General features: G+C 64.4%; 31 protein-coding genes. 1 reads left to right on the forward strand and 30 read right to left on the reverse strand.

The genetic code is table 11. The features are described from left to right. The first annotated feature begins 12 nt into the window (after positions 1–12). On the forward strand, positions 13–1,110 hold the full coding sequence (locus WC729_RS09565) for a 50S ribosomal protein L11 methyltransferase (protein ID WP_372851997.1): 1,098 nt from the start codon (positions 13–15) through the stop codon (positions 1,108–1,110). Positions 1,111–1,589: 479 nt separating this feature from the next. On the opposite strand, the gene WC729_RS09570 is transcribed toward WC729_RS09565, so the two are convergent. The 30 genes from WC729_RS09570 to rplD form a co-directional block, all read right to left on the reverse strand. Then, the gene (locus WC729_RS09570) at positions 1,590–3,722 is read right to left on the reverse strand and encodes a prolyl oligopeptidase family protein (RefSeq protein WP_372851999.1); all 2,133 of its coding nucleotides are present in this window, start codon (positions 3,720–3,722) and stop codon (positions 1,590–1,592) included. Positions 3,723–3,800: 78 nt separating this feature from the next. After that, a complete protein-coding gene (rplQ, locus tag WC729_RS09575; protein ID WP_372852001.1) occupies positions 3,801–4,223 on the reverse strand; it encodes a 50S ribosomal protein L17 in 423 nt (140 codons plus the stop codon). A gap of 121 nt (positions 4,224–4,344) precedes the next feature. Continuing rightward, positions 4,345–5,409 (reverse strand): DNA-directed RNA polymerase subunit alpha, encoded by a 1,065-nt coding sequence (locus WC729_RS09580; RefSeq protein WP_372852003.1) that lies wholly within the window; start codon positions 5,407–5,409, stop codon positions 4,345–4,347. Positions 5,410–5,504: 95 nt separating this feature from the next. Further along, positions 5,505–5,894 carry a 30S ribosomal protein S11 gene (gene rpsK, locus WC729_RS09585; protein ID WP_034161671.1) on the reverse strand — a complete coding sequence of 130 codons (390 nt, stop codon included), beginning with the start codon at positions 5,892–5,894 and terminating at the stop codon, positions 5,505–5,507. A 60-nt stretch (positions 5,895–5,954) separates the two neighbouring features. Next, entirely contained in the window at positions 5,955–6,323 is a 369-nt protein-coding gene (rpsM, locus tag WC729_RS09590) for a 30S ribosomal protein S13 (protein WP_332717555.1), read from the reverse strand. A gap of 196 nt (positions 6,324–6,519) precedes the next feature. After that, positions 6,520–7,230, reverse strand: coding sequence for a hypothetical protein (locus tag WC729_RS09595; protein WP_372852005.1), 711 nt, complete (start codon positions 7,228–7,230; stop codon positions 6,520–6,522). Positions 7,231–7,252: 22 nt separating this feature from the next. Next, entirely contained in the window at positions 7,253–8,602 is a 1,350-nt protein-coding gene (locus WC729_RS09600; protein WP_372852007.1) for an ATP-binding protein, read from the reverse strand. Then, a complete protein-coding gene (locus tag WC729_RS09605; RefSeq protein WP_372852009.1) occupies positions 8,602–9,294 on the reverse strand; it encodes a response regulator transcription factor in 693 nt (230 codons plus the stop codon). The genes WC729_RS09600 and WC729_RS09605 overlap by 1 nt, the downstream gene beginning before the upstream one ends. Before the next feature lie 313 nt (positions 9,295–9,607). Further along, positions 9,608–10,168, reverse strand: coding sequence for an SRPBCC family protein (locus WC729_RS09610; RefSeq protein WP_372852011.1), 561 nt, complete (start codon positions 10,166–10,168; stop codon positions 9,608–9,610). Positions 10,169–10,235: 67 nt separating this feature from the next. Further along, positions 10,236–10,886, reverse strand: a complete 651-nt coding sequence (locus tag WC729_RS09615) for an adenylate kinase (protein ID WP_372852014.1) — start codon at positions 10,884–10,886, stop codon at positions 10,236–10,238. 31 nt (positions 10,887–10,917) lie between these two features. Further along, complete coding sequence (secY, locus tag WC729_RS09620; protein ID WP_372852016.1) at positions 10,918–12,282, reverse strand: preprotein translocase subunit SecY; 1,365 nt, start codon at positions 12,280–12,282, stop codon at positions 10,918–10,920. A 185-nt stretch (positions 12,283–12,467) separates the two neighbouring features. Continuing rightward, positions 12,468–13,010 carry a 50S ribosomal protein L15 gene (gene rplO, locus WC729_RS09625; RefSeq protein ID WP_372852018.1) on the reverse strand — a complete coding sequence of 181 codons (543 nt, stop codon included), beginning with the start codon at positions 13,008–13,010 and terminating at the stop codon, positions 12,468–12,470. Positions 13,011–13,128: 118 nt separating this feature from the next. Next, positions 13,129–13,329 (reverse strand): 50S ribosomal protein L30, encoded by a 201-nt coding sequence (rpmD, locus tag WC729_RS09630; RefSeq protein ID WP_372852020.1) that lies wholly within the window; start codon positions 13,327–13,329, stop codon positions 13,129–13,131. 5 nt (positions 13,330–13,334) lie between these two features. After that, complete coding sequence (gene rpsE, locus WC729_RS09635; RefSeq protein ID WP_372852022.1) at positions 13,335–14,060, reverse strand: 30S ribosomal protein S5; 726 nt, start codon at positions 14,058–14,060, stop codon at positions 13,335–13,337. Positions 14,061–14,062: 2 nt separating this feature from the next. Continuing rightward, positions 14,063–14,422: a 50S ribosomal protein L18 gene (gene rplR, locus WC729_RS09640; protein WP_272626180.1), complete on the reverse strand. Its 360-nt coding sequence runs from the start codon at positions 14,420–14,422 to the stop codon at positions 14,063–14,065. Next, the gene (rplF, locus tag WC729_RS09645; protein WP_372852025.1) at positions 14,422–14,955 is read right to left on the reverse strand and encodes a 50S ribosomal protein L6; all 534 of its coding nucleotides are present in this window, start codon (positions 14,953–14,955) and stop codon (positions 14,422–14,424) included. Before rplF ends, rplR begins: the two co-directional genes overlap by 1 nt. Beyond that, positions 14,955–15,350 (reverse strand): 30S ribosomal protein S8, encoded by a 396-nt coding sequence (rpsH, locus tag WC729_RS09650; RefSeq protein ID WP_272626176.1) that lies wholly within the window; start codon positions 15,348–15,350, stop codon positions 14,955–14,957. Before rpsH ends, rplF begins: the two co-directional genes overlap by 1 nt. A 10-nt stretch (positions 15,351–15,360) precedes the next feature. After that, entirely contained in the window at positions 15,361–15,666 is a 306-nt protein-coding gene (gene rpsN, locus WC729_RS09655; protein WP_372852027.1) for a 30S ribosomal protein S14, read from the reverse strand. 1 nt (position 15,667) lies between these two features. Continuing rightward, a complete protein-coding gene (rplE, locus tag WC729_RS09660) occupies positions 15,668–16,225 on the reverse strand; it encodes a 50S ribosomal protein L5 (RefSeq protein ID WP_372853294.1) in 558 nt (185 codons plus the stop codon). A gap of 31 nt (positions 16,226–16,256) precedes the next feature. Then, the gene (gene rplX, locus WC729_RS09665) at positions 16,257–16,574 is read right to left on the reverse strand and encodes a 50S ribosomal protein L24 (protein WP_372852029.1); all 318 of its coding nucleotides are present in this window, start codon (positions 16,572–16,574) and stop codon (positions 16,257–16,259) included. Then, on the reverse strand, positions 16,574–16,942 hold the full coding sequence (gene rplN / locus WC729_RS09670) for a 50S ribosomal protein L14 (RefSeq protein WP_332716285.1): 369 nt from the start codon (positions 16,940–16,942) through the stop codon (positions 16,574–16,576). Before rplN ends, rplX begins: the two co-directional genes overlap by 1 nt. A 60-nt stretch (positions 16,943–17,002) precedes the next feature. Then, positions 17,003–17,275, reverse strand: a complete 273-nt coding sequence (gene rpsQ, locus WC729_RS09675) for a 30S ribosomal protein S17 (protein ID WP_372852031.1) — start codon at positions 17,273–17,275, stop codon at positions 17,003–17,005. Between the two features lie 11 nt (positions 17,276–17,286). Beyond that, a complete protein-coding gene (gene rpmC / locus WC729_RS09680; RefSeq protein WP_372852033.1) occupies positions 17,287–17,505 on the reverse strand; it encodes a 50S ribosomal protein L29 in 219 nt (72 codons plus the stop codon). A 1-nt stretch (position 17,506) separates the two neighbouring features. Beyond that, on the reverse strand, positions 17,507–17,941 hold the full coding sequence (gene rplP, locus WC729_RS09685) for a 50S ribosomal protein L16 (RefSeq protein ID WP_372852035.1): 435 nt from the start codon (positions 17,939–17,941) through the stop codon (positions 17,507–17,509). Between the two features lie 12 nt (positions 17,942–17,953). Then, entirely contained in the window at positions 17,954–18,649 is a 696-nt protein-coding gene (rpsC, locus tag WC729_RS09690; protein ID WP_372852037.1) for a 30S ribosomal protein S3, read from the reverse strand. Further along, positions 18,649–19,026, reverse strand: coding sequence for a 50S ribosomal protein L22 (gene rplV / locus WC729_RS09695; RefSeq protein ID WP_272626161.1), 378 nt, complete (start codon positions 19,024–19,026; stop codon positions 18,649–18,651). The genes rpsC and rplV overlap by 1 nt, the downstream gene beginning before the upstream one ends. After that, positions 19,026–19,301: a 30S ribosomal protein S19 gene (gene rpsS / locus WC729_RS09700; protein WP_034161646.1), complete on the reverse strand. Its 276-nt coding sequence runs from the start codon at positions 19,299–19,301 to the stop codon at positions 19,026–19,028. The genes rplV and rpsS overlap by 1 nt, the downstream gene beginning before the upstream one ends. Before the next feature lie 5 nt (positions 19,302–19,306). Next, positions 19,307–20,143 (reverse strand): 50S ribosomal protein L2, encoded by an 837-nt coding sequence (rplB, locus tag WC729_RS09705; RefSeq protein ID WP_372852040.1) that lies wholly within the window; start codon positions 20,141–20,143, stop codon positions 19,307–19,309. 1 nt (position 20,144) lies between these two features. Beyond that, positions 20,145–20,462, reverse strand: a complete 318-nt coding sequence (locus WC729_RS09710; protein WP_372852042.1) for a 50S ribosomal protein L23 — start codon at positions 20,460–20,462, stop codon at positions 20,145–20,147. Then, positions 20,455–21,084, reverse strand: a complete 630-nt coding sequence (gene rplD, locus WC729_RS09715; RefSeq protein WP_372852044.1) for a 50S ribosomal protein L4 — start codon at positions 21,082–21,084, stop codon at positions 20,455–20,457. Before rplD ends, WC729_RS09710 begins: the two co-directional genes overlap by 8 nt. Between the last annotated feature and the right edge of the window lie 2 nt (positions 21,085–21,086).

Below are 21,086 nucleotides of genomic sequence, written 5' to 3' on the forward strand. Positions count from 1 at the left end.
GAGGGGCCGCGGATGACGGATGACGGCAAGCTGGATGAAATGGCGCGAGCCGGATTCGAGGATCGGGTCGCGGCAGCGCAGGGCGACGGCCTGCAACTCGCACAACTCGCGATAACGGCGAGCCGGATCGGCCTGGGTCCGCGCGTCTATGCGCTGGCGCGCGAGGCGCAGGCGCTGGCACCCGACGATGCCGATGTCGCGAGCATGGCCGGCGAACTGATCTCCGCCGGCGTGCCCGGCTGGCATTTCTACATGGTGCTCGACGAGGCCCGGAACACAGCGTTCGAGGCAGCCATCAAGCGGGCGGTGACGCCCGAGACGCGCGTGCTCGATATCGGCGCGGGGACCGGGCTGCTGGCAATGATGGCGGCCCGGGCCGGGGCGGCATCGGTGACGAGCTGCGAGATGAACCCGGCGATCGCCGATGCGGCGACCGAAATCGTGGCGCTGAACGGCTATGCCGATCGGGTACGCATCCTTTCTGCGCCGTCTACAGCGATCGGGCCTGAGGATCTCGGCGGCAAGGCGACGCTGATCGTCTCGGAGATCGTCTCCAACAATTTGCTGTCCGAAGACGTGCTGCCGACCATGGCGGACGCGGTCGAGCGGCTGCTCGCGCCGGGTGGCAAGATGATCCCCGAGGCCGGGCAGATCGTCGTCTCGCTGGCCGACTGGGACGGTTATGGGCGCGACGGCATGGAGGATGTCGCGGGGTTCGACATGCGGCCGTTCAACCGGCTGGAGCAACGCCCGCTCCGGCTGAAGGTGGGCGACCGGGGCATCGAGCTGCGCGGCGATCCGGCCGACCTGTTCGATTTCGATTTCACCACCGGCGGCCCCTGGCCGGACGAACAGTGCAGCGTCGATCTGGTCGCGGACGGCAATTACATCAACGGCGTGATCCAGTGGATCCGCCTGAGGGTGGATGCGAAGAGCAGTTACGAGAACCGGCCGAAACCGGAAACCATGTCGAACTGGGCGGCCCTGTTCGTGCCGTTCGGGCGCGAGATCGTGCCGCCGGCGGGCACGATCATCCGCGTCTATGGATCGCACGACCGGCACAGCGTGCGCATCTGGGTCGACGAGCAGATGATCGGGGCGGATCGCTAGCGCACCGCGTTCCTCGGCCGCATACGTCGCCCTTGGCAATCATGTTCCGACAATCAGAAAGAGCGTGCCGGTACAGGTCCGGCGAGGGACGGCGTGCCAGATGCTGGGTCATGATTGAATCGACGCCGGCGAGAATATGCGGGAGATATGGGACACCAAGGATGTCCCATATCTCCCTGTCTCGTGAAGCGGGTTCGATAAATATTATTATATATCAAATATTTAATTGACAACGCGCGTTGTTAGGTAACGCCTGATACGGGACACGTGAAAAGCTTCGAGCGCCCGGAAAGTGGCGCAAAATGCAGCTCAGCGACTCTTCCTGCTTCCCCGGCGAAGGCCGGGGCCCAGTCGGAATGGCCTTCGTGACTACGCGCAGCATCCGTTTACCGACGTCCCCCAACTGGACCCCGGCCTTCGCCGGGGAAGCGCGATGGGATAGGCGGCGTATGCTACCAAGGCACGCTACGTTTCCCGCGTTAGCGGGGCGCTTTCACCGTCATGCCGGTCCACGCCGCGGCGAAGGCCCAACTGTCGGCTGCCTCGGCGATCACCTTGTCGGTCGGCTTGCCTGAACCGTGCCCCGCGCGCGTTTCGATGCGGATGAGATGGGGCTTGGGTCCGATCTGCGCCGCCTGCAGCGCAGCGGTATATTTGAAGCTGTGGCCGGGCACGACGCGGTCGTCGGTGTCAGCGGTTGTCACCATGATCGCCGGATAATCCTGCCCTGCCCTGATGTTGTGATAGGGCGAATAGGCGCGGAGCACGCGGAAATCGGCTTCCTTCGAGGGATAGCCATAATCGTCGACCCAGTAGCGGCCAGCGGTGAAGCGGTCGAAGCGAAGCATGTCCATCACCCCGACCTGCGGCAGCGCCGCCGCGAAGAGATCGGGGCGCTGGTTGACCACGGCACCGACCAGCAAGCCGCCGTTCGAGCCGCCCTGGATGGCGAGCTTGTCCTTCGACGTCACGCCCTGAGCGATCAGGTCCTCGCCTGCCGCGATGAAGTCGTCGAAGACGTTCTGCTTGTGCGTCAGCCGGCCGCCATCGTGCCATGCCTTGCCGTACTCGCCGCCGCCGCGGATATTGGCGACCGCGAGTACCCCGCCCTGCTCCAGCCACGCGATCCGGGTCGCGGAGAAGGCTGGGTTCATCGAGACGTTGAAGCCGCCATAGGCGTACAGCAATGTCGGCGCCGGGCTCGCTGGCAGGTCCTTGCGGCGGACGATGAACATCGGGACCTTCGTGCCGTCCTTCGACGCGTAGAAGTGCTGTGAGACGTCATACAGGCCCGGATCGAACGCGACCTTGGGCTGGGCCCAGGGCGCCGCGGTCCCGGTCTTCAGGTCGTAGCGGTAGATGGTGGTGGGCGTCGCGAAGCTGGTGAAGGCGTAGAACAGTTCGTCGTCGTCGGCCGCACCGCTGGTGCCGGCAACGCTGCCGATGCCGGGGAGCGCGACGACGCCGTCGGACTTGCCGTCCAGGGCGTAGCGCCGCAGCTCCGACTTCACATCGACCAGATAAGAGGCGATCAGCTTGCCGCCGACGATTCCGGCGCCCTCGAGCACTGCCTTGTCCTGCGGCACCACCTCATGGATCGCGGGCGCGGCCTGGCGCACGTCCATCGAGACGATGCGCAGGCGCGGCGCATCCTTGTTCGTCGTCCAGTAGAAAGTCGAGCCGACATTGCCGGCGAGCGACCATTCATTCTCCAGGCCCTTCACGATCGTGCGCGGCCTGGCCGCCGGATCGGTCAAGTCGAGGATGGTGATCTCGTAGCGATTGTCGGTGCCCTCGGTGGTGGTGATGACCAGCCATTTGCCGTCCTCGGTCACCTGGGCGCTATGCCCGCGCTTCGGCGCGTCGGGCGTGGCGTAGATCAGCCGGTCTGCGGACTGGGCAGTGCCGAGCTTGTGGAAATAGACCTGCTGGTTCTCGTTCAGCGCCTGGAACTTGGCGCCCTCCGCCGGCGCGGCGAAGCGCGAATAATAGAAACCCGAGCCGTCCTTCGCCCAGGACAGGTTGGAGAATTTGACCCACTCGACCGTATCGGCGGCGATCGCACCTGTCGCGACGTCGAGGATCTTCACCGTGCGCCAGTCAGTGCCGCCATCCTGCACCGAGTAGAGGATATGGTTGCCATCCTCGGACGGGACCCATTCGCCCAGTGCCGTCGCACCATCCTTGGCCCATGCGTTGGGGTCGATCAGGACCCGGCCGGCACCCTCGAGTGAATCCCGAACGTAGAGCACTGCCTGGTTCTGCAGGCCGCTGTTGCGCATGTAGAAATAGCGGCCACCTTTCTTCACCGGCACACCGAACCGCTCGTAATCGAGCAGCTGCTTCATGCGCGCGGCGAAGATGTCGCGCCCCGGCAGGTTCGCGAGATAGGCGTTCGTCACCGCATTCTCGTCGGCGACCCATTTGGCCACCGCTGCATCGGTGCGCACGTCATTCTCCAGCCAGCGATAGGGGTCGGCAACCCTCACGCCGAACTGCTCGTCCACCGTGTCGCCACGGGTCGTCTGGGGATAGATCATGCTGGGAGCCTTGGTCTGAGCGGCGGCTGAAGTGGCGAGAAGGAGCAAGATCAGGGGCAAAACGCGACGCATCAAGGGCTCCGGACAAGAAAAAAGGAGCCGCACCCTATCAGGCGCGACTCCTTTCTCAACTCCCTGATCGGGCGCGATTTACGCGGCCTGATCGTAATCCTCGTCGCCCATCACCGGGCCCGAATCCTGGCCCTTGGCGCTGACGTCGCGATCGACGAACTCGATGATCGCCATCGGCGACGCGTCCGAGGCGCGGATGCCGGCCTTGATGATGCGGGTGTAGCCGCCATTGCGATCGGCATAACGCGACGCCAGGACGTCGAACAGCTTCACCAGCTGCGCATCGTCGAGCAGCCGCGCGTGCGCCAGGCGACGGTTCGAAAGGCCGCCCTTCTTGGCGAGCGTGATCAGCTTCTCGACATAGGGGCGAAGCTCCTTCGCCTTGGCGGTCGTGGTCATGATCTGCTCATGCTTGATGAGCGCTGCCGACATGTTGCGGAACAGGGCAGTGCGGTGAGCCGAGGTCCGCTGAAGCTTACGGCCGCCTACGCGATGGCGCATGGTATCTTTCCTTCGTTCGTTAAGGGGCCGTTTGACGGAACCCCAGACCAGGCGGTGTTAAAGGCCACCGCCAATCGCCTATGGGCAAAGCGGGTCGGAGCATCGCCCCGACCCGTATCGCTTAACCCATAATCTCTTGTTCAAGCTTCTTGGCCATCTCTTCGATGTTCTCAGGTGGCCAGCCCGGGATTTCCATCCCGAGACGCAAGCCCATCGACGACAGCACTTCCTTGATTTCGTTCAGCGACTTGCGGCCGAAATTCGGGGTGCGCAGCATCTCGGCTTCGGTCTTCTGAACCAGATCGCCGATATAGATGATGTTGTCGTTCTTGAGGCAGTTGGCCGAACGAACCGACAGCTCGAGCTCGTCGACCTTCTTGAGAAGGTAACGGTTGATCTGCTGGGTGTCGCCCGAGACCTCGCCGGCCGAAGACGGCGCGGCATGGCCGATCGGTGCCGATGGACGGACCGACGAATCGTCGAAGTGGACAAACAGCGCGAGCTGGTCCTGCAGGATGCGACCGGCATAGCCGACAGCGTCCTCAGGGGTGATCGTGCCGTCGGTCTCGATGGTGAGCGTCAGCTTGTCGTAATCGAGTTCCTGCCCGACGCGAGTGTTCTCGACCTTGTACGACACCTGCCGCACCGGCGAGTAAAGCGCGTCGATCGGGATCAGGCCGATCGGGGCATCCGCCGGACGGTTCGCAACCGCGGCGACATAGCCCTTACCCACGTCAGCGGTCAGCTCCATGTTGAGCGTCGCGCCCTCGTCGAGGTGGCAGATCACGAGATCGGGGTTCATCACCTCGATGTCGCCCGACACCGCGATGTCGCCGGCCTTCACGTCGGCCGGGCCGGTCGCGGAGAGCTGGAGACGCTTCGGGCCTTCGCCCTGCATGCGCAGCGCGATCTGCTTCACGTTCAGGACGATGTCGGTCACGTCTTCACGCACGCCGGCGAGCGACGAGAATTCGTGGAGAACGTTCTCGATCTTGATCGAGGTAACGGCAGCACCCTGAAGCGACGACAGCAGCACGCGGCGCAGCGCGTTGCCGAGCGTCAGGCCGAAGCCACGCTCGAGCGGTTCGGCCACGAAAGTCGCCTTGCGCTTGGGATCACCGCCCGGCTTCTTTTCGAGGCCATTGGGCTTCTTCAGTTCCTGCCAGTTCTTAGCATTGACGGACACGGGCTTCCCCTTGGTTTTGGGCCTGAGCGGGGTAACTCAGACCATGTGGGAATCGTCCGCGCGGCGCGATCAACCGCGCGCGGACGAGACGGAAATCAGACGCGGCGGCGCTTGGAAGGCCGGACGCCATTGTGCGGGATCGAGGTCACGTCGCGGATCGAAGTGATCTGGAAACCAACCGCCTGCAGCGCACGAAGCGCCGACTCACGGCCCGAACCCGGACCCTTTACTTCCACTTCGAGCGTACGGACGCCGTGCTCGGCGGCCTTCTTGCCGGCGTCCTCGGCTGCGACCTGGGCCGCATACGGGGTCGACTTGCGGCTTCCCTTGAAGCCCATCATGCCGGCCGACGACCACGAGATCGCGTTGCCCTGGGCATCGGTGATCGTGATCATGGTGTTGTTGAAGCTGGCGTTCACGTGCGCGACGCCAGAGGTGATGTTCTTGCGCTCACGCCGCTTAATGCGCTGAGGTTCGCGTGCCATGTTGAAATCCTAACCCTGTAGCTGGAAGGCGAGCCGCCCCGAAAGGAACGGCTCAGCGCATCACTTCTTCTTGCCGGCGATCGGCTTGGCCTTGCCCTTGCGGGTGCGCGCATTGGTATGCGTGCGCTGGCCGCGGACCGGAAGGCCCTTGCGATGGCGAAGGCCGCGATAGCAGGCCAGATCCATCAGCCGCTTGATGTTCATCGCGGTGTTGCGACGGAGATCACCCTCAACGGTGTGATCGGCGTCGATCGTTTCGCGAATCTGCAGCACTTCCTGATCGGTCAGGTCCTGCACGCGGCGCTCAGGGGCGATGCCCAGCTTGGCGGTGATTTCCTTGGCCTTGGTGTCGCCAATGCCGTGGATGTAGGTCAGCGCGATAACGACGCGCTTGTTGGTCGGGATGTTGACACCCGCAATACGAGCCATGAAATTTATTCTCCTGCTCCACAGGGCGTGCATGGCTGCAGCCGCCCCATCTCAACGCGTTGCCATCCGAACGCAAGATAACGGCGTGCGCAAACAAGCGCCGCCGGGACCCGGTGTTTCGGAATAATGGCCAAATAGGTGGGCGAGTCGTTCGTGTCAAGGTCGGCAGCGACCGTTACGGACCCATTGGTCCGGATCATGCGAGAATGTTCACCGCTCTCGCCGCGACCAGCGCGATCGTCAACAGCGAGATCGCGGATTCGATCATCATCAGCATCTTGGCGCGGCCCGACAGCGGCAGCGTGTCGGTCGGCGAGAAGGCCGTGGCATTGGTGAAGGACAGATAGAGATAGTCGACGAAGCCCGGCGACCAGGTGCAGGGCTCGCGCGGTTCGCCGATCGTCATCTGGGGATAGAGGAAATCGCATTTCTCGGTCTCGATCAGGCCGCGCGCCGCCGGGCCGCCATGATCGATGTTCCAGAACCACAAGGCGAAGACGATGACGTTGGTCGCCCAGATGTTGAGCGCATCGAGCAGCAGGGTCTGCCCGATCTTCGTCGCGCTGCCGGCCAGCAGCGCATGGACCAGCGCGACCAGCGCGCCCAGATTGATCACCGTGATCAGCGCCGTCAGCGTCACAGCGGCGCGGCGGATCATCCGGCGCTCCCAGGCGACCTGCAACCAATGGTGATCGGCCGCTGCGTCACGGGCATTGGCCTGAGTCCAGGCGGTCGCGGCCGACAGCGGCAACAGCAGCGCGATCTCCAGCCCCGGCGCAAGCCAGCGCGGGCCGATCGTGAGGTCGTTGAACATGAGCAGTTGGAGCGCGGCCACCAGCGCGACCGAGGCCCGGGCGAACCAGAAATCCCAGGCATGGGTGTGGATCGCCTTGAGTGCCCAGCTCATCCCTGCGTCCCCCCGGAAACCGTCACGCCGGCAGCACGATCGCCGCGATCAGCCCGGGTGCGTTGTCCCCCAGCTCCAGCCGTCCGCCATGGAGCCGCGCGACTGCCTCGATCAGCGACAGGCCAAGGCCAGCGCCGGGCGTGCTGCGCGCATTGTCGAGCCGGCCGAAGCGGCGCAGTGCCTGGTCGCGATCCTCCGCGGCGATGCCGGGCCCGCGATCCTCGACCTGGATCCGCACCTCACCCCCCTGCCCCGTCAGCCGCAAGGTCACCTCGCCGCCCTCGGCGCCGTGGCGCAGCGCATTGTCGACCAGATTGGCGATCGCCTGAGTGATCAGCTCGCGGTGGAGGATCAGACGCGGCGGATGCGTTTCCAGCACCGTCGCGAAATGCAGGCCGGCATCTTCCGCCACCGGATCGTAAAGCTCGGCGATCTCCTCGATCAGCGCCGCCGGGTCGATGCTGGCGAAACGATCGCGCGAGACCGATTCCGACCGGCTGATCTCGATCAGCATGGTCAGCATGCGCATCACCATGTCAGTCTCGGTCAGCAGGCCGCCCAATGCCGCCTCGCGCTGCGCGGGATCAGCGAGGAGGACCGCATTCTCGGTCTTGGTCCTGAGCCTGGCGAGCGGCGAGCGCAGGTCGTGCGCCAGGCTGTCCGTGACCAGCCGCAGCTCGACCATCAGGCGCTCGACCTTGTCGAGCATCGCGTTGAGCCGCGTCGCGAGCCGGTCGAACGCATCCCCGCCGCCCGAGGCATTCGCGACGCGGCGTGTCAGGTCGCCATCGGCCACACCCTCGATCACATCGGCAACGTTGTTCAGGCGCCGCCCGACATAACGGGTGACAACCAGGCCGCCAACAATCCCGAGCCCGAGCGACAACAGCATCGCCAACAGCAGCGCCCGCTCGATCCCGCGCTGCACCTGTTCCCAATCGTCGAGCATGCGACCGCTGACGAGGCGCAGCGCACCGATCCGTCGCACCGAATAGCCGGCGTCGCGCAGCGACCAGGGCGGCGACGCACCGATGCGGCCAATATGGAAATCGACCGAGCCGGCCGGGCCAATGGTAGCGACGGGCGGGCCGATGCCCGCCACACGGCGCCCCCGCGCGTCGATCACGGCGATGATGAGCGACAGGTCGCCCGGCGCGCGTGCTTCCTCGATCGTCTGATCGAGCGCGCGCAGGCCGCCGGCACGCCACACCGAGACGAGGGCATCGGCCTGCTCGGCGGTGTCGCGGCGCAGCGAATCGATCGCGTCATCATGCACCTGGCGCCAGATGAAGGTCACCAGGACGAGATTGGAAACAAGGGCCAATGCGATCGCGAGCAGCGCGATGCGCGCCGTGACCGACAGCCGCCGCATCAGGCGTCGGCCGAGAGCCGGTACCCCGCGCCGCGCACCGTGTGAAGAATCGGGCTGGCAAAGCCTTCCTCGATCTTGCGCCGCAGCCGACCGATATGGACGTCGACCACGTTCGATCCCGGATCGAAGTGATAGTTCCAGATCTTCTCCAGCATCATGGTGCGGGTCACCACCTGCCCGGCATGGCGTGCGAGGAACTCAAGCAGGTTGAACTCGCGCGCGCCGAGCGCGATCGGCCGGCCATCGCGCGCGACGGTGCGGGCGAGCAGGTCGATCTCCAGATCACCGACGATGAGGCGGGTCGTCTGGGTTTCGCCGGCGACGCGGTCGGCGCGACGGAGCAGCGCCTCGATCCGCGCGGAAAGCTCAGCGAAGGAAAAGGGTTTGACGAGATAATCGTCGGCGCCCGCATGCAGGCCATCGACGCGGTCGTCGACCGTCGCGAGAGCCGACAGGATCAGGATGGGGGTGCGGATGCCGGCGGCGCGGATCGCGCCGACCATCGCCAGCCCGTTCAACCCGGGCAGCATGCGATCAGCGATGATCAGATCGAAAATACCCTCGCTGGCAAGGAACAGGCCGTCGCGCCCGTCACCACAGGTTTCGACCGCAAAGCCAGCCTCGCCCAGGCCCTTGGCGAGATAGCCAGCGGTGGCGGCGTCGTCTTCGACGATCAGGATCTTGCGGGTCATCGGCGGCATTCCGGGCGGTGCCTTTCTGCCTTTACAGCAAAATTGGCCGGCGGAAAGCGAACCTTCCGCCGGCCACGGCGCCCCCGGGAGTGCGGACGCCGATTCAAGGAGTTTGGTGCCCGGCGCGCTGGGCACGGACCCTGATTAGCGGGCAGCCGCACACGGTCCGATGACGGCGATGTGAAGAATTTGTCATGGAGCGCCGAAGGGTGTGCGGAGAAATTGGGCGGACCGATATTCACGCAGACGATCGTTCCTCTCCCACTCGAGAGAACGAAGGCAGCGCATCTGAATGTCGATCCGCCCTAAGGTCCTAGCGCTGCGGCGTCGGGGCAGGCGGCGGCGGAGCCTCGGCGGCGGATTTCAGGTTCAGCACCTGCAGCGCCAGCACTTCGTCGACCTTGGGCGCGAGCGTGTCGGCACCGGCGCGGACATAGCCGCTGACGATATAGCTGAGCGTCAGCCGAGTCGCGTTCGACCCTTCAGGCGCAAGCTTGAAGGTCAAGGTGCCGACCACTGCCTCGGCCTGGAGCGGCCCGAGCGCGCCGGAGAGCCGGATCATCTGGGGCGGCTGGATATAGAGGATGCGGGCATGCTCGACGCTGCCCCGCCGATCGGGAAAGCGCTCGCAGAAGCAGCCGGTCGCCTGGCCGTCCATATAGAGGTTGGCCGAATCGTCGGAATAGGTGTGCTCCTTGCTCCACCAGCGCTGCGGCGAGCGCAGCGTATCCCAGACCCGGGCGATCGGCGCGTCGACCGTGACGACCTGGCTGATCTCCATCGTGGTCGGCGTTGCGGAGACGACTTCGGATGCTGCCGGGGCAGCGAGCGAGAGCGCAAGCGCAGCAGCGCCCAAAAGACCGACAGACTTCATCGACGCGCTCCCCACTGACCCGCGCGCATCATATGCGCTGCGGGGCGAACGGCAAGCGACGCCGTTTCTACTTGCCGTCGAGGATCGCCTCGATCGCCTGAGTCACCTGGTCGATATCGCCCATGCCATCGACGCGCGCCACCAGGCCGCGGGCCTCGTAGATCGGCAGGATCGGGGCGGTCTTGGCGCGATATTCGGCCATGCGGGTGCGCACCGTCTCGGCATTGTCGTCGGGGCGGCGCTTGAACTCGGTCGAGCCGCACACGTCGCACACGCCAGCCACCTTGGGCTGCTTGTAATGATCGTGATAGCCCTCGCCGCACTTGGCGCAGGTGTAGCGGCCGACGATGCGATCGACGAGCGCGTCCTCGTCGACGCTCAGCTCGATCACATGGTCGAGGGTCCGGCCGCGCGCCTCGAGCAGCGCGTCGAGCTGCTCGGCCTGAGCCGCGGTGCGCGGATAGCCGTCGAAGATCACGCCATTGGCGGTATCCGGCATGTCGAGCCGCTCGCCGATGATGCCCGAGACGATTTCGTCCGAGACGAGCTCGCCCGCCTCCATCACCGACTTGGCCTTGAGGCCAACCGGGCTGCCCGACTTCACCGCCGCGCGCAGCATGTCGCCGGTCGAGAGCTGGACCATCCCCCGGTCGGCCATCAACCGGCTCGCCTGGGTACCCTTGCCCGCACCCGGCGGACCCAGGAGGATGATATTCAAGGCCGTTCCCCTCACTTCGATGTCACCCCTCTCAGCGGAGGCGGCCACCCTTCAACTTCGCCTTCTTGATCAGATCGCCATATTGATGCGCAAGCAAGTGGCTCTGGATCTGAGTGACCGTATCCATCGTCACGTTGACGACGATCAGCAGGCTGGTGCCGCCGAGATAGAACGGGATGCTCAGCGCCGACACCAGATATTCGGGCAACAGGCAGATGATCGTCAGGTACGCCGCACCGATCACGGTGATGCGCGTCAGCACATAATCGAAATAGGTCTCGGTGTTCTTGCCGGGACGAATGCCGGGAATGAAGCCGCCATAGCGCTTCAGATTGTCGGCCGTCTCCTCGGGATTGAACACCACGGCGGTGTAGAAGAACGAGAAGAAGATGATGCCGGCACCGTAGAGCAGCATGTACACCAGCGACCCGTGCTGGAGATACTGGTTCAGGCTGATGACGACATCGCCCCACCAGCTCTCACCCGCCACGCGGTTGCCCGCGAACTGAGTGACGGTCAGCGGCATCAGCAGCAGCGACGAGGCGAAGATCGGCGGGATCACGCCGGCGGTGTTGAGCTTCAGCGGCAGATGGCTGCGATCGGCCTGCATGCCGCGCTGGGTTTGTCGCTTTGGATACTGGATCAGGATGCGACGCTGCGCGCGCTCCATGAAACAGATGAAGAGGATCAGCAGGACCACCGCCACGATGATGCCGATGAAGCGCACCGGATCGAGCGACCCCGAGCGGCCGCCTTCGAACAGGTTGTACAGGGTACGCGGCAGGCTGGCGACGATGCCGGCCATGATGATCAGCGACATGCCGTTACCGATACCGCGGCTGGTGATCTGCTCGCCGATCCACATCAGGAACATGGTGCCGCCGACCAGGCTGACCACCGCGCCGACGCGGAACAGCATGCCCGGCTCGATCACGGCCTGCATGCCGTTGCTGGCGCCCAGCGCCTCGAGCCCGATGGCGATGAACCAGCCCTGCACCGCGGTGAGACCGACGGTGCCGTAGCGGGTATATTGATTGAGCCGCTTGCGGCCGCTCTCGCCTTCCTTCTTGATCGCGGCGAGCGTCGGCGACAGCGAGGTCGCGAGCTGCACGACGATCGAGGCAGTGATGTAGGGCATCACGCCGAGCGCGATCAGGCTCATCCGGCTGAGCGAACCGCCCGAAAAGGCGTTGAAGAAATCGAGCACGCCGCCCGAGGTCCGCTGCGACAGCTGCGCCAGCACGGTCGGGTCGATGCCCGGCAGCGGCACATAGCTGAGCATGCGGAAAATGATCAGCGCGCCGATCGTGAACCACAGGCGCTTCTTGAGATCAGTCGCCTGCGAGAATTTCGACAGGCTGATGCCGGAGGCCATCGAGTCGGCTGCGGATGCCATAGTTGTGATCGTCCCAAAAAAACCTGGGGGGAAACAAAAGCGGCGGGAAACGTTTGACCGCCCCGCCGCTCATATAGGGGCCCGATCGGGCTTGTCTAAGGGCTTTGATGCCGGATCTGCGACAACGGCGCAAAGCCGGTGCAAAAATCCGTCGCGGTGCCCGGCTTGCGCCGGGCCCGCAGGGATCATGCCTTGAACGAAGCCTTGTGCGCGATGCGCTCGAGACGGGCCACGCCCTTCTTGGCCTTGGCCTTCTCGGCCGCAGGCACGACGACGAGCACGTCGACCTTGCCGCCGGCCTTCTCGACCGCTTCGATCGCGCCCTTGGACGCACCGGCAACGGTGAAGCTGAGCTTCGCGGTGATCGCGCCCTTGCCGAGCAGACGGACGCCGTCCTTGCCGCCACGCGCCAGGCCAGCGGCCTTCAGCGTCTCGTGGTCGAGCGACGCACCGGCTTCGATCTTGCCGGCATCGACTGCCTTCTGGATCGCACCGAGGTTCACCTCGGCATAATCCTTGGCGAAGATGTTGTTGAAGCCGCGCTTCGGCAGACGCATGTGCAGCGGCATCTGGCCGCCTTCGAAGCCGGCGATGGACACGCCCTCACGGCTCTTCTGGCCCTTGATGCCGCGGCCGCCGGTCTTGCCCTTGCCGGAACCGATACCACGGCCGACGCGCATCTTGGATTTGCGCGAACCGGGATTGTCGCGGATTTCGTTCAGTTTCATGTCGTGCACTCGCTTTCGCTTTTGTCGCGCTGATTAAAAAGGCTGAGGGCGGAACACCCGAACCTGCGTTCGAGCCGTTCCGCCCCTCACCCTCCCCTGACGGGGAGGATCATTGAGGTCAACCCTCGACCGATACCATGTGCGCGACCTTGCGGATCATGCCCCGAACCTCGGGGCTGTCCTGCAGTTCGCGCGTCTTGTGCATCTTGTTGAGGCCGAGACCGATCAGCGTTGCGCGCTGATCCTTCTCGCGGCGGATCGGCGAACCCGTCTGGGTCACCTTGATCGTGCCGCCGGCGGCGGCTTGCTTCTTCGCCATCTGTCTTACTCCGCGATCGCTGCGGCGTCAGCCTCGGCGGCCTGCGAGCCACCACGGCCGAGCAGGTCGGCGATCTTCTTGCCGCGACGCTGCGCGACCGACTTCGGGCTGACCTGAGTGGTCAGCGCCTCGAAGGTCGCACGGATCATGTTGTACGGGTTCGACGTGCCGACCGACTTGGTCACCACATCGGCCACGCCCAGGCTCTCGAAGACGGCGCGCATCGGGCCGCCTGCGATGATGCCGGTGCCCTGCGGCGCCGAACGCACGGTCACGAGGCCGGCGCCGAAATGGCCCTTGCCGTCGTGATGCAGCGTGCGACCCTCACGGAGGGGAACGCGGACCATTGCCTTCTTGGCAGCAGCCGTCGCCTTGGAAATGGCTTCCGGCACTTCGCGCGCCTTGCCATGACCGAAGCCGACCCGGCCCTTGCCGTCGCCGACGACGACGAGTGCCGCGAAGCCGAAGCGCTTGCCGCCCTTCACCGTCTTCGAGACGCGGTTGATGTGGACCAGCTTCTCGATCAGCTCTTCGCCGCCATCGTCGCTGCCGGGGCCACCGCGACGGTCGTCGCGACGACCACGGTTGCCGTCACGGCCGCCACGATTCTGGCCACCGCCACCGGGGCCGCCACGGCCACGGCCGCCACGCGGGCCACGGCCCTGCGGCGCGTCCTGCGGTGCGCTCTCGGCGCCCGCGGTGACTTCCGTCGGGTTGATTTCGTCGGCCATTCTTAGAACTCCAATCCGGCTTCACGCGCGGCTTCCGCCAACGCCTTCACGCGACCGTGGAACAGGAAGCCTCCGCGGTCGAACACGACCTTGGTGACGCCTGCCTGCTTCGCCGCTTCGGCGACGCGCTTGCCGACCAGGACGGCTGCATCGATGTTCGCGCCGGACGTGCCACGCACGTCCTTCTCCAGGGTGGAGGCGGCAGCGACCGTCTTGCCCTGGGCGTCGTCGATCACCTGAGCATAGATGTGCTTGCCCGAACGGTGCACCGAAAGCCGCGGACGGCCGGCAGCACGACCGCGGAGCGCGGTGCGATTGCGAAGGCGACGCTTCGCAAAGAGGGAGAGACCTTTGGTGCTCATTACTTCTTTTTCCCTTCCTTGCGGAAGATGAACTCACCGTCGTACTTGATGCCCTTGCCCTTATAGGGCTCCGGCTTACGCCACTGACGGATCTCCGCGGCCAGCTGACCGACCTTCTGCTTGTCGGTTCCCGAAATCTCGACGGTCGTGTTGTCCGGCGTCTTCACCTCGATGCCTTCCGGCACGTCGATGTTGACGTCGTGGCTGTAGCCGAGCTTCAGGTTCAGCACCCGGCCCTTGGCGTCAGCACGATAACCAACGCCGTTGATCAGCAGCTTTTTGGTGAAGCCGTCCGACACGCCGGTGATCAGGTTTTGCACCAGGGTACGCTGCATGCCCCAAAAGGCACGGGCGCGCTTGGTGTCATTCGCCGGGTTCACCGAGATTCCGCCGTCCTCAAGGACGTAGGTGATCTCTTCGCGCAGCGGCATCGACAAGGTGCCCTTCGGCCCCTTGACGCTCAGCTGCTGGCCTTCGATCGTCGCGGTCGTACCGCTCGGGATCGCGACCGGCTTTTTACCGATGCGGCTCATCAGAATACCTCCGCCAGCACTTCGCCGCCGACATTCTGCTCGCGCGCTTCCGCGTCGGACAGAACGCCGCGAGGCGTCGAGACGATCGTGATGCCCAGGCCGTTCATGACGCGGGGCAGCTCGGTTGCGCCCGAATAGACGCGGCGACCGGGCTTCGAGACGCGCGCGACATGCTTGATCGCAGGCTGGCCCTCGAAATACTTCAGCTCGATGCGGATGCCCTTTGCGGGACCCATCTCTTCTTCGCTGTAGCCACGGATATAGCCCTCGCGCTGAAGCACGTCGAGCACGCGGGCCCGCAGCTTGGACGCGGGCGACAGGACGGAGTCCTTGCGCGCGCGCTGGCCGTTGCGGATGCGGGTGAGCATATCACCCAGGGGATCGGTCAATGCCATCTCGTGATCCTTACCAGCTCGACTTCGTAACGCCCGGGATCAGGCCCTTGTTGGCCAGATCGCGCAGCTGAATACGGCAGAGGCGGAACTTGCGGTAATAAGCGCGGGGACGACCCGTCACCTCGCACCGGTTGCGGATGCGCGTCGGGTTACCGTTGCGCGGGATTTCCGCCATCTTCAGGCGAGCGATCAGGCGATCGCCGTCATCGAGCGAATTGTCCGCCGCGATCGCCTTCAGCTTCGCATAGGCACCGGCGTATTTCTTCACCAGCAGCTTGCGACGCTCGTTCTTGTTCACAGAACTCTTCTTAGCCATCTTATGCCGCCTTCTTTTCGTCGCTGGCTTCGATCGGGAACGGGAAGCCGAACAGGCGGAGCAGCTCGCGCGCTTCGTCGTCGGTCCTCGCCGTGGTCGTCACGATCACGTCCATGCCGCGGATCTTGTCGACCTTGTCGTAGCTGATTTCCGGGAAGATCAGCTGCTCCTTCAGACCGCAGGCATAGTTGCCGCGACCATCGAAGCTCTTCGGGTTCAGCCCGCGGAAATCGCGAACGCGCGGCAGCGCGATCGTGATGAAGCGGTCGAGAAATTCGTACATGCGCTCGCGGCGAAGGGTGACCTTCACGCCGATCGGCATGCCTTCACGCAGCTTGAACTGCGCGATCGACTTCTTCGCCTTGGTGACGACGGGCTTCTGACCAGCGATCAGCTCCATCTCGCCAGCGGCCTGCTCGACCTTCTTCTTGTCCTGCGTCGCTTCGCCAACGCCCATGTTCAGGACGATCTTGTCGAGGCGCGGGACCTCCATCACGTTGGTGTAACCGAACTTCTCGGTCATCGCCTTGATGATGCGATCTTCGTAGATCGCCTTCATCCGCGGCTTGTGCGCCGCCTTCTGATTTGCATCAGCCACTGATCGTCTCCCCGGACTTCACGGCCACGCGGACCTTCTTGCCGTCCTTGGTTTCAAAACGAACGCGCGTCGGCTTGCCGTCGGCAGTCACATGAGCAACCTTCGAGGCGAACAGCGGCGCTTCCGAACGGACCAGGCCGCCCTGGGGATCACCCTGGCTCGGCTTGGTGTGACGGACCGCGATGTTCACGCCCGACACGATGACCTTGCCGTCCTTCGGCATGGCCTGAGTGACTTCACCGGTCTTGCCCTTGTCCTTGCCGGACAGGACGATGACGCGGTCACCCTTCTTGATCTTCGCAGCGGCCATTACAGAACCTCCGGCGCCAGGCTGATGATCTTCATGTGCTTGCGGGCACGCAGTTCGCGCACCACCGGGCCAAAGATACGGGTGCCGATCGGCTCCTCGTTCTTGTTGACCAGCACGGCCGCGTTCGAATCGAAGCGGATCACGGTGCCATCGGCCCGGCGAATGTCCTTCGCCGTACGCACGATGACGGCACGGTGCACGTCGCCCTTCTTCACGCGGGCACGGGGTGCCGCTTCCTTGATGCTGACGACGATGATGTCGCCAACGCCTGCCGTCCGGCGCTTGGATCCACCAAGCACCTTGATGCACTGCACCCGCTTCGCGCCGCTGTTGTCAGCGACCTCGAGATTGGATTGCATCTGGATCATCGATCCGGTTCCTTCTCACATGGGGTCCGATTCCGACCGGGCCCCGCCTAAAACTCGGCCTTAGCCGTCGATGGTTGCCCGCTCGGGGGTCGCGTGGGTGTTGACCCGCTCGATCACCTTCCAGGTCTTCAGCTTGGAGATCGGCGCGGTCTCTTCGATCCGCACGGTTTCGCCCTGCTTGAACTCGTTGCCCTCGTCATGGGCATGGTACTTCTTCGTACGGCGGATGATCTTGCCGTAGAGCGGGTGCTTCACCTTACGCTCAACGTTCACCACAACCGTCTTGTCGGTCTTGTCCGAGACGATCACCCCGGTCAGCACGCGCTTCGGCATGTCGGTCTTCCTTACTTGGCTTCGGCCGAGCGCACGCGCTGGCTCTGCAGGGTCTTGATGCGAGCGATGTCGCGGCGGACCTCACGCACCCGGCTCGGCTTTTCGAGCTGGTTCGTGGCTGCCTGGAAACGGAGGTTGAACGCCTCGCGCTTCAGGTTGCCCAGCTCCTCGTCGAGCTGGTCTTCGGTCTTCGCCGTGAGGTCGGAGCGACGGGTGTCGATCTTGCTCATGTTATGCAACTCCCAGATGCGAGGTGTCGCCGAGACGGGCAACGACCTTCACCTTGATCGGCAGCTTCATCGCGGCGCGGCTGAACGCCACGGCTGCGATATCGCCAGGGACACCGTCCAGCTCGAACAGAATCCGGCCGGGCTTGACCCGGGCGGCCCAATATTCAGGCGAGCCCTTGCCCTTGCCCATGCGGACTTCGGCGGGCTTCGACGTGACGGGCACGTCCGGGAAGATGCGGATCCACAAACGCCCCTGGCGCTTGATGTGACGCGTGATCGCGCGGCGAGCCGCCTCGATCTGGCGTGCGGTGATCCGCTCCGGCTCCATCGCCTTCAGCCCGTAAGAGCCGAAGTTGAGGGTCGTGCCGCCCTTGGCGTCGCCATGGATCCGGCCCTTGAAGGCCTTGCGGAACTTGGTCTTTTTCGGTTGCAGCATTGCTCTTGTTCCTTAGCGCGCCGGACGGACGCCGGAGGTTTGAGCCTCCATCATGATCCGGTCCTGTGCCATCGGGTCATGGCCCAGGATTTCGCCCTTGAAGATCCAGACCTTCACGCCGCACACGCCGTAGGCGGTGTGTGCCTGCGCTTCGGCATAATCGACGTTCGCGCGCAGCGTGTGCAGCGGAACGCGGCCTTCGCGGTACCATTCGGACCGGGCGATTTCGGCGCCGCCGAGACGACCGCCGCAATTGATCCGGATGCCCTCTGCGCCAAGACGCATCGCCGACTGCACCGCACGCTTCATGGCGCGGCGGAAAGCGATACGACGCTCGAGCTGATCGGCGATGCCTTGGGCGACGAGCTTGGCGTCGACTTCGGGCTTGCGGATCTCGACGATGTTCAGCGACACGTCGGACGAGGTCATCTTGCCGAGGAGACGGCGCAGCTTCTCGATGTCCGCACCCTTCTTGCCGATGATCACGCCAGGGCGTGCGGCATAGATGGAAACGCGGCACAGCTTGGCCGGACGCTCGATCACCACCTTGGAGATCGCGGCCTGGGGCAGCGTCTTCATGATGAAGGTGCGGATCTTCAGATCCTCGAGCAGGAGGCGGCCATAATCGGCGCCTTCCGCATACCAGCGGCTATCCCAGGTACGGTTGATCTGGAGACGCAGACCGATCGGATTGCTCTTTTGACCCATTATGCTTCTTCCTGCTCGCGCACGACGATCCGCAGCCGTGAGAACGGCTTGAGGATGCGCGTCGATTTGCCACGACCGCGGGTCGCGAAACGCTTCATGACGATCGACTTGCCAACCGAGGCCTCCGAGACGACGAGCGCGTCGACGTCGAGGTTGTGGTTGTTCTCCGCATTGGCGATCGCCGAGGCGAGAACCTTGCGGGCATCGACTGCCATCGCCTTGGTCGAGAAAGCGAGGATGTTCATCGCATCCCCGGCCTTCTTGTTGCGGATCAGCGCCGCGACGAGACCGAGCTTCTGAGCCGAGCCGCGAATCTGCGTACCGACCGAGAGAGCTTCCTTCTCACCGACCTTGCGGGGGGATTTTGCCTTCGACATCAGCGCTTGCCCTTCTTGTCGGCGGCATGGCCGGGGAAGTAGCGGGTCGGCGCGAACTCGCCGAGCTTCATCCCAACCATGTCCTCGTTGACGGACACGGGCACGAACTTGCGACCGTTATAAACGGTGAAGGTCAGGCCAACGAACTGCGGCAGGATCGTGGAGCGGCGCGACCAGGTCTTGATCGGCGCACGCGCGTTGGTTTCCTGCGCGGTCTCTGCCTTCTTGAGCAGATGGAGGTCCACAAAGGGACCCTTCCAGACGGAACGAGCCATTGCGGTTAGCCCTTCTTCTTCGCGTGACGCGACCGGATGATCATCTTGTCGGTCGCCTTGTTGTGACGGGTGCGAGCACCCTTGGTCGGCTTGCCCCACGGGGTGACCGGATGACGGCCGCCCGAGGTCCGGCCTTCACCACCGCCATGCGGATGGTCGACCGGGTTCTTGGCGACGCCGCGGGTCAGCGGGCGCTTGCCCAGCCAACGGTTGCGGCCGGCCTTGGCGAGGTTGGTGTTGCCGTTGTCCGGGTTGGACACCGCACCGACGGTCGCCATGCAGTTCGAGTGGATATAGCGCTGCTCGCCCGAGTTGAGGCGAACCATCACCATGCCCTTGTCGCGACCCACGACCTGCACATAGGTGCCGGCCGAACGTGCGAGCTGACCACCCTTGCCGGGCTTCATCTCGACGTTGTGGACGATCGTGCCGACCGGCATCTGACCGAGTTCCATGGCATTGCCAGGCTTCACGTCGGTCTTCTTGCTGGCAATCACCTTGTCGCCGACGGCGAGGCGCTGCGGCGCGATGATGTAGGCGAGTTCTTCGTCCGGATACTTGATCAGGGCGATGAAGGCGGTGCGGTTGGGATCATATTCGATCCGCTCGACCGTGCCGTCCACGTCCCACTTGCGACGCTTGAAGTCGATCAGACGATAGCGCTGCTTGTGGCCGCCGGCGATGCCGCGCGAGGTCACATGGCCCTTGTTGTTGCGGCCGCCAGTCTTGCGCTTGCCTTCGGTCAGCGCCTTGATCGGGCCGCCCTTGTGCAGACCGCTGCGGTCGACGAGGATAAGTCCGCGTCGTGCCGGGCTGGTCGGGTTATAATGCTTGAGTGCCATGTTACTGGACTCCCGTCGTCACGTCGATCGACTGGCCGTCCGCCAGGGTCACGATGGCTTTCTTCATGTCGGAGCGCGTGTAGGGCGTGCCCTTCCACTTCTTCGTCTTGCCCTTCTGGACGATCGTGTTGACCCCCAGGACCTTGACGTTGAACAGCGCCTCGACGGCCGCCTTGATCTCAGGCTTGGTCGCGTCGTTGGCAACCTTGAACACAACTGCGTTCTGCTCGCTGAGCAAGGTTGCCTTCTCGGTGATGTGCGGAGCGACGATCACGTCATAATGACGAATGTCGATCTCGGCTTTCTGCTTCTTAGCCATTGAAGCGCGCCTCCAGCTTTTCGACAGCAGCGCGCGTCAGCACCAGCGTGTCATGCTTCAGGATATCGTAAACGTTGGCGCCGGCGGCCGGCAGCACGTTGATCTCGTGGAGATTGCCCGCGGCGAGCGCGAAGCTCGTCTCGACCATGTCACCGTCGATCACCAGTGCCGTCTTGCCGAGGCCGAGCTTCGCCCAATCCGCGATCAGCGTCTTGGTCTTGCTCTCGGCCACTGCCAGGCTGTCCATGACGACCAGCGAGCCAGCCTTGGCGTGGCTGCTGAGAGCCATGCGCAGGCCGAGTGCCCGGATCTTCTTGTTCAGCGACGGATTGAAATCGCGGACGCGGGCGCCGTGCGCCTTACCGCCGCCGACGAAGGTCGGAGCGCGGCGATCGCCGTGACGCGCCGTACCGCCGCCCTTCTGGCGACCGAACTTCTTGCCGGTGCGGGCAACGTCGGCGCGTTCACGCGTGCCGCGCGCGGTCGCACGACGCTTCTCGAGCTGCCAGGTGACGACGCGGTGCAGGATGTCGGCGCGCGGGTCGAGGCCGAAGACCTCGTCGTTGAGCTCGATATCGCTGGCTTTCGCCTTGGCGTCGAAGGACTGAATCTTGACCTTCATGT

This window comes from Sphingomonas sp. (assembly GCF_041661825.1).
Classification (GTDB): Bacteria; Pseudomonadota; Alphaproteobacteria; order Sphingomonadales; family Sphingomonadaceae; genus Sphingomonas.

What these genes read in the sequence shown, in the direction of transcription:
- rpsN (WP_372852027.1), bottom strand. Translation starts at nt 15,666, where the DNA reads ATGGCTAAGAAGAGTTCTGTGAACAAGAACGAGCGTCGCAAGCTGCTG.
- secY (WP_372852016.1), bottom strand. Translation starts at nt 12,282, where the DNA reads ATGGCATCCGCAGCCGACTCGATGGCCTCCGGCATCAGCCTGTCGAAA.
- rpsS (WP_034161646.1), bottom strand. Translation starts at nt 19,301, where the DNA reads ATGGCTCGTTCCGTCTGGAAGGGTCCCTTTGTGGACCTCCATCTGCTC.
- rplN (WP_332716285.1), bottom strand. Translation starts at nt 16,942, where the DNA reads ATGATCCAGATGCAATCCAATCTCGAGGTCGCTGACAACAGCGGCGCG.
- WC729_RS09605 (WP_372852009.1), bottom strand. Translation starts at nt 9,294, where the DNA reads ATGACCCGCAAGATCCTGATCGTCGAAGACGACGCCGCCACCGCTGGC.
- rplR (WP_272626180.1), bottom strand. Translation starts at nt 14,422, where the DNA reads ATGAGCACCAAAGGTCTCTCCCTCTTTGCGAAGCGTCGCCTTCGCAAT.
- rpsK (WP_034161671.1), bottom strand. Translation starts at nt 5,894, where the DNA reads ATGGCACGCGAACCTCAGCGCATTAAGCGGCGTGAGCGCAAGAACATC.
- rpmD (WP_372852020.1), bottom strand. Translation starts at nt 13,329, where the DNA reads ATGGCGAAGAAGCAAGCCGCCGCCGGCGGCACGATCAAGGTGACCCAG.
- rplQ (WP_372852001.1), bottom strand. Translation starts at nt 4,223, where the DNA reads ATGCGCCATCGCGTAGGCGGCCGTAAGCTTCAGCGGACCTCGGCTCAC.
- WC729_RS09710 (WP_372852042.1), bottom strand. Translation starts at nt 20,462, where the DNA reads ATGGCTAAGAAGCAGAAAGCCGAGATCGACATTCGTCATTATGACGTG.
- WC729_RS09570 (WP_372851999.1), bottom strand. Translation starts at nt 3,722, where the DNA reads ATGCGTCGCGTTTTGCCCCTGATCTTGCTCCTTCTCGCCACTTCAGCC.
- rpsC (WP_372852037.1), bottom strand. Translation starts at nt 18,649, where the DNA reads ATGGGTCAAAAGAGCAATCCGATCGGTCTGCGTCTCCAGATCAACCGT.
- rplF (WP_372852025.1), bottom strand. Translation starts at nt 14,955, where the DNA reads ATGAGCCGCATCGGTAAAAAGCCGGTCGCGATCCCGAGCGGTACGACC.
- rplO (WP_372852018.1), bottom strand. Translation starts at nt 13,010, where the DNA reads ATGAAACTGAACGAAATCCGCGACAATCCCGGTTCGCGCAAATCCAAG.
- rpmC (WP_372852033.1), bottom strand. Translation starts at nt 17,505, where the DNA reads ATGAGCAAGATCGACACCCGTCGCTCCGACCTCACGGCGAAGACCGAA.
- rplB (WP_372852040.1), bottom strand. Translation starts at nt 20,143, where the DNA reads ATGGCACTCAAGCATTATAACCCGACCAGCCCGGCACGACGCGGACTT.
- rplE (WP_372853294.1), bottom strand. Translation starts at nt 16,225, where the DNA reads ATGAAGGCGATCTACGAAGATCGCATCATCAAGGCGATGACCGAGAAG.
- rplX (WP_372852029.1), bottom strand. Translation starts at nt 16,574, where the DNA reads ATGGCCGCTGCGAAGATCAAGAAGGGTGACCGCGTCATCGTCCTGTCC.
- rplD (WP_372852044.1), bottom strand. Translation starts at nt 21,084, where the DNA reads ATGAAGGTCAAGATTCAGTCCTTCGACGCCAAGGCGAAAGCCAGCGAT.
- rpsQ (WP_372852031.1), bottom strand. Translation starts at nt 17,275, where the DNA reads ATGCCGAAGCGCGTGCTGACCGGGGTGATCGTCTCGGACAAGACCGAC.
- rpsH (WP_272626176.1), bottom strand. Translation starts at nt 15,350, where the DNA reads ATGGCATTGACCGATCCCCTGGGTGATATGCTCACCCGCATCCGCAAC.
- WC729_RS09610 (WP_372852011.1), bottom strand. Translation starts at nt 10,168, where the DNA reads ATGAAGTCTGTCGGTCTTTTGGGCGCTGCTGCGCTTGCGCTCTCGCTC.
- WC729_RS09565 (WP_372851997.1), top strand. Translation starts at nt 13, where the DNA reads ATGACGGATGACGGCAAGCTGGATGAAATGGCGCGAGCCGGATTCGAG.
- WC729_RS09595 (WP_372852005.1), bottom strand. Translation starts at nt 7,230, where the DNA reads ATGAGCTGGGCACTCAAGGCGATCCACACCCATGCCTGGGATTTCTGG.
- rpsM (WP_332717555.1), bottom strand. Translation starts at nt 6,323, where the DNA reads ATGGCTCGTATTGCGGGTGTCAACATCCCGACCAACAAGCGCGTCGTT.
- rplP (WP_372852035.1), bottom strand. Translation starts at nt 17,941, where the DNA reads ATGCTGCAACCGAAAAAGACCAAGTTCCGCAAGGCCTTCAAGGGCCGG.
- WC729_RS09600 (WP_372852007.1), bottom strand. Translation starts at nt 8,602, where the DNA reads ATGCGGCGGCTGTCGGTCACGGCGCGCATCGCGCTGCTCGCGATCGCA.
- rplV (WP_272626161.1), bottom strand. Translation starts at nt 19,026, where the DNA reads ATGTCGAAGGCAAAATCCCCCCGCAAGGTCGGTGAGAAGGAAGCTCTC.
- rpsE (WP_372852022.1), bottom strand. Translation starts at nt 14,060, where the DNA reads ATGGCCGACGAAATCAACCCGACGGAAGTCACCGCGGGCGCCGAGAGC.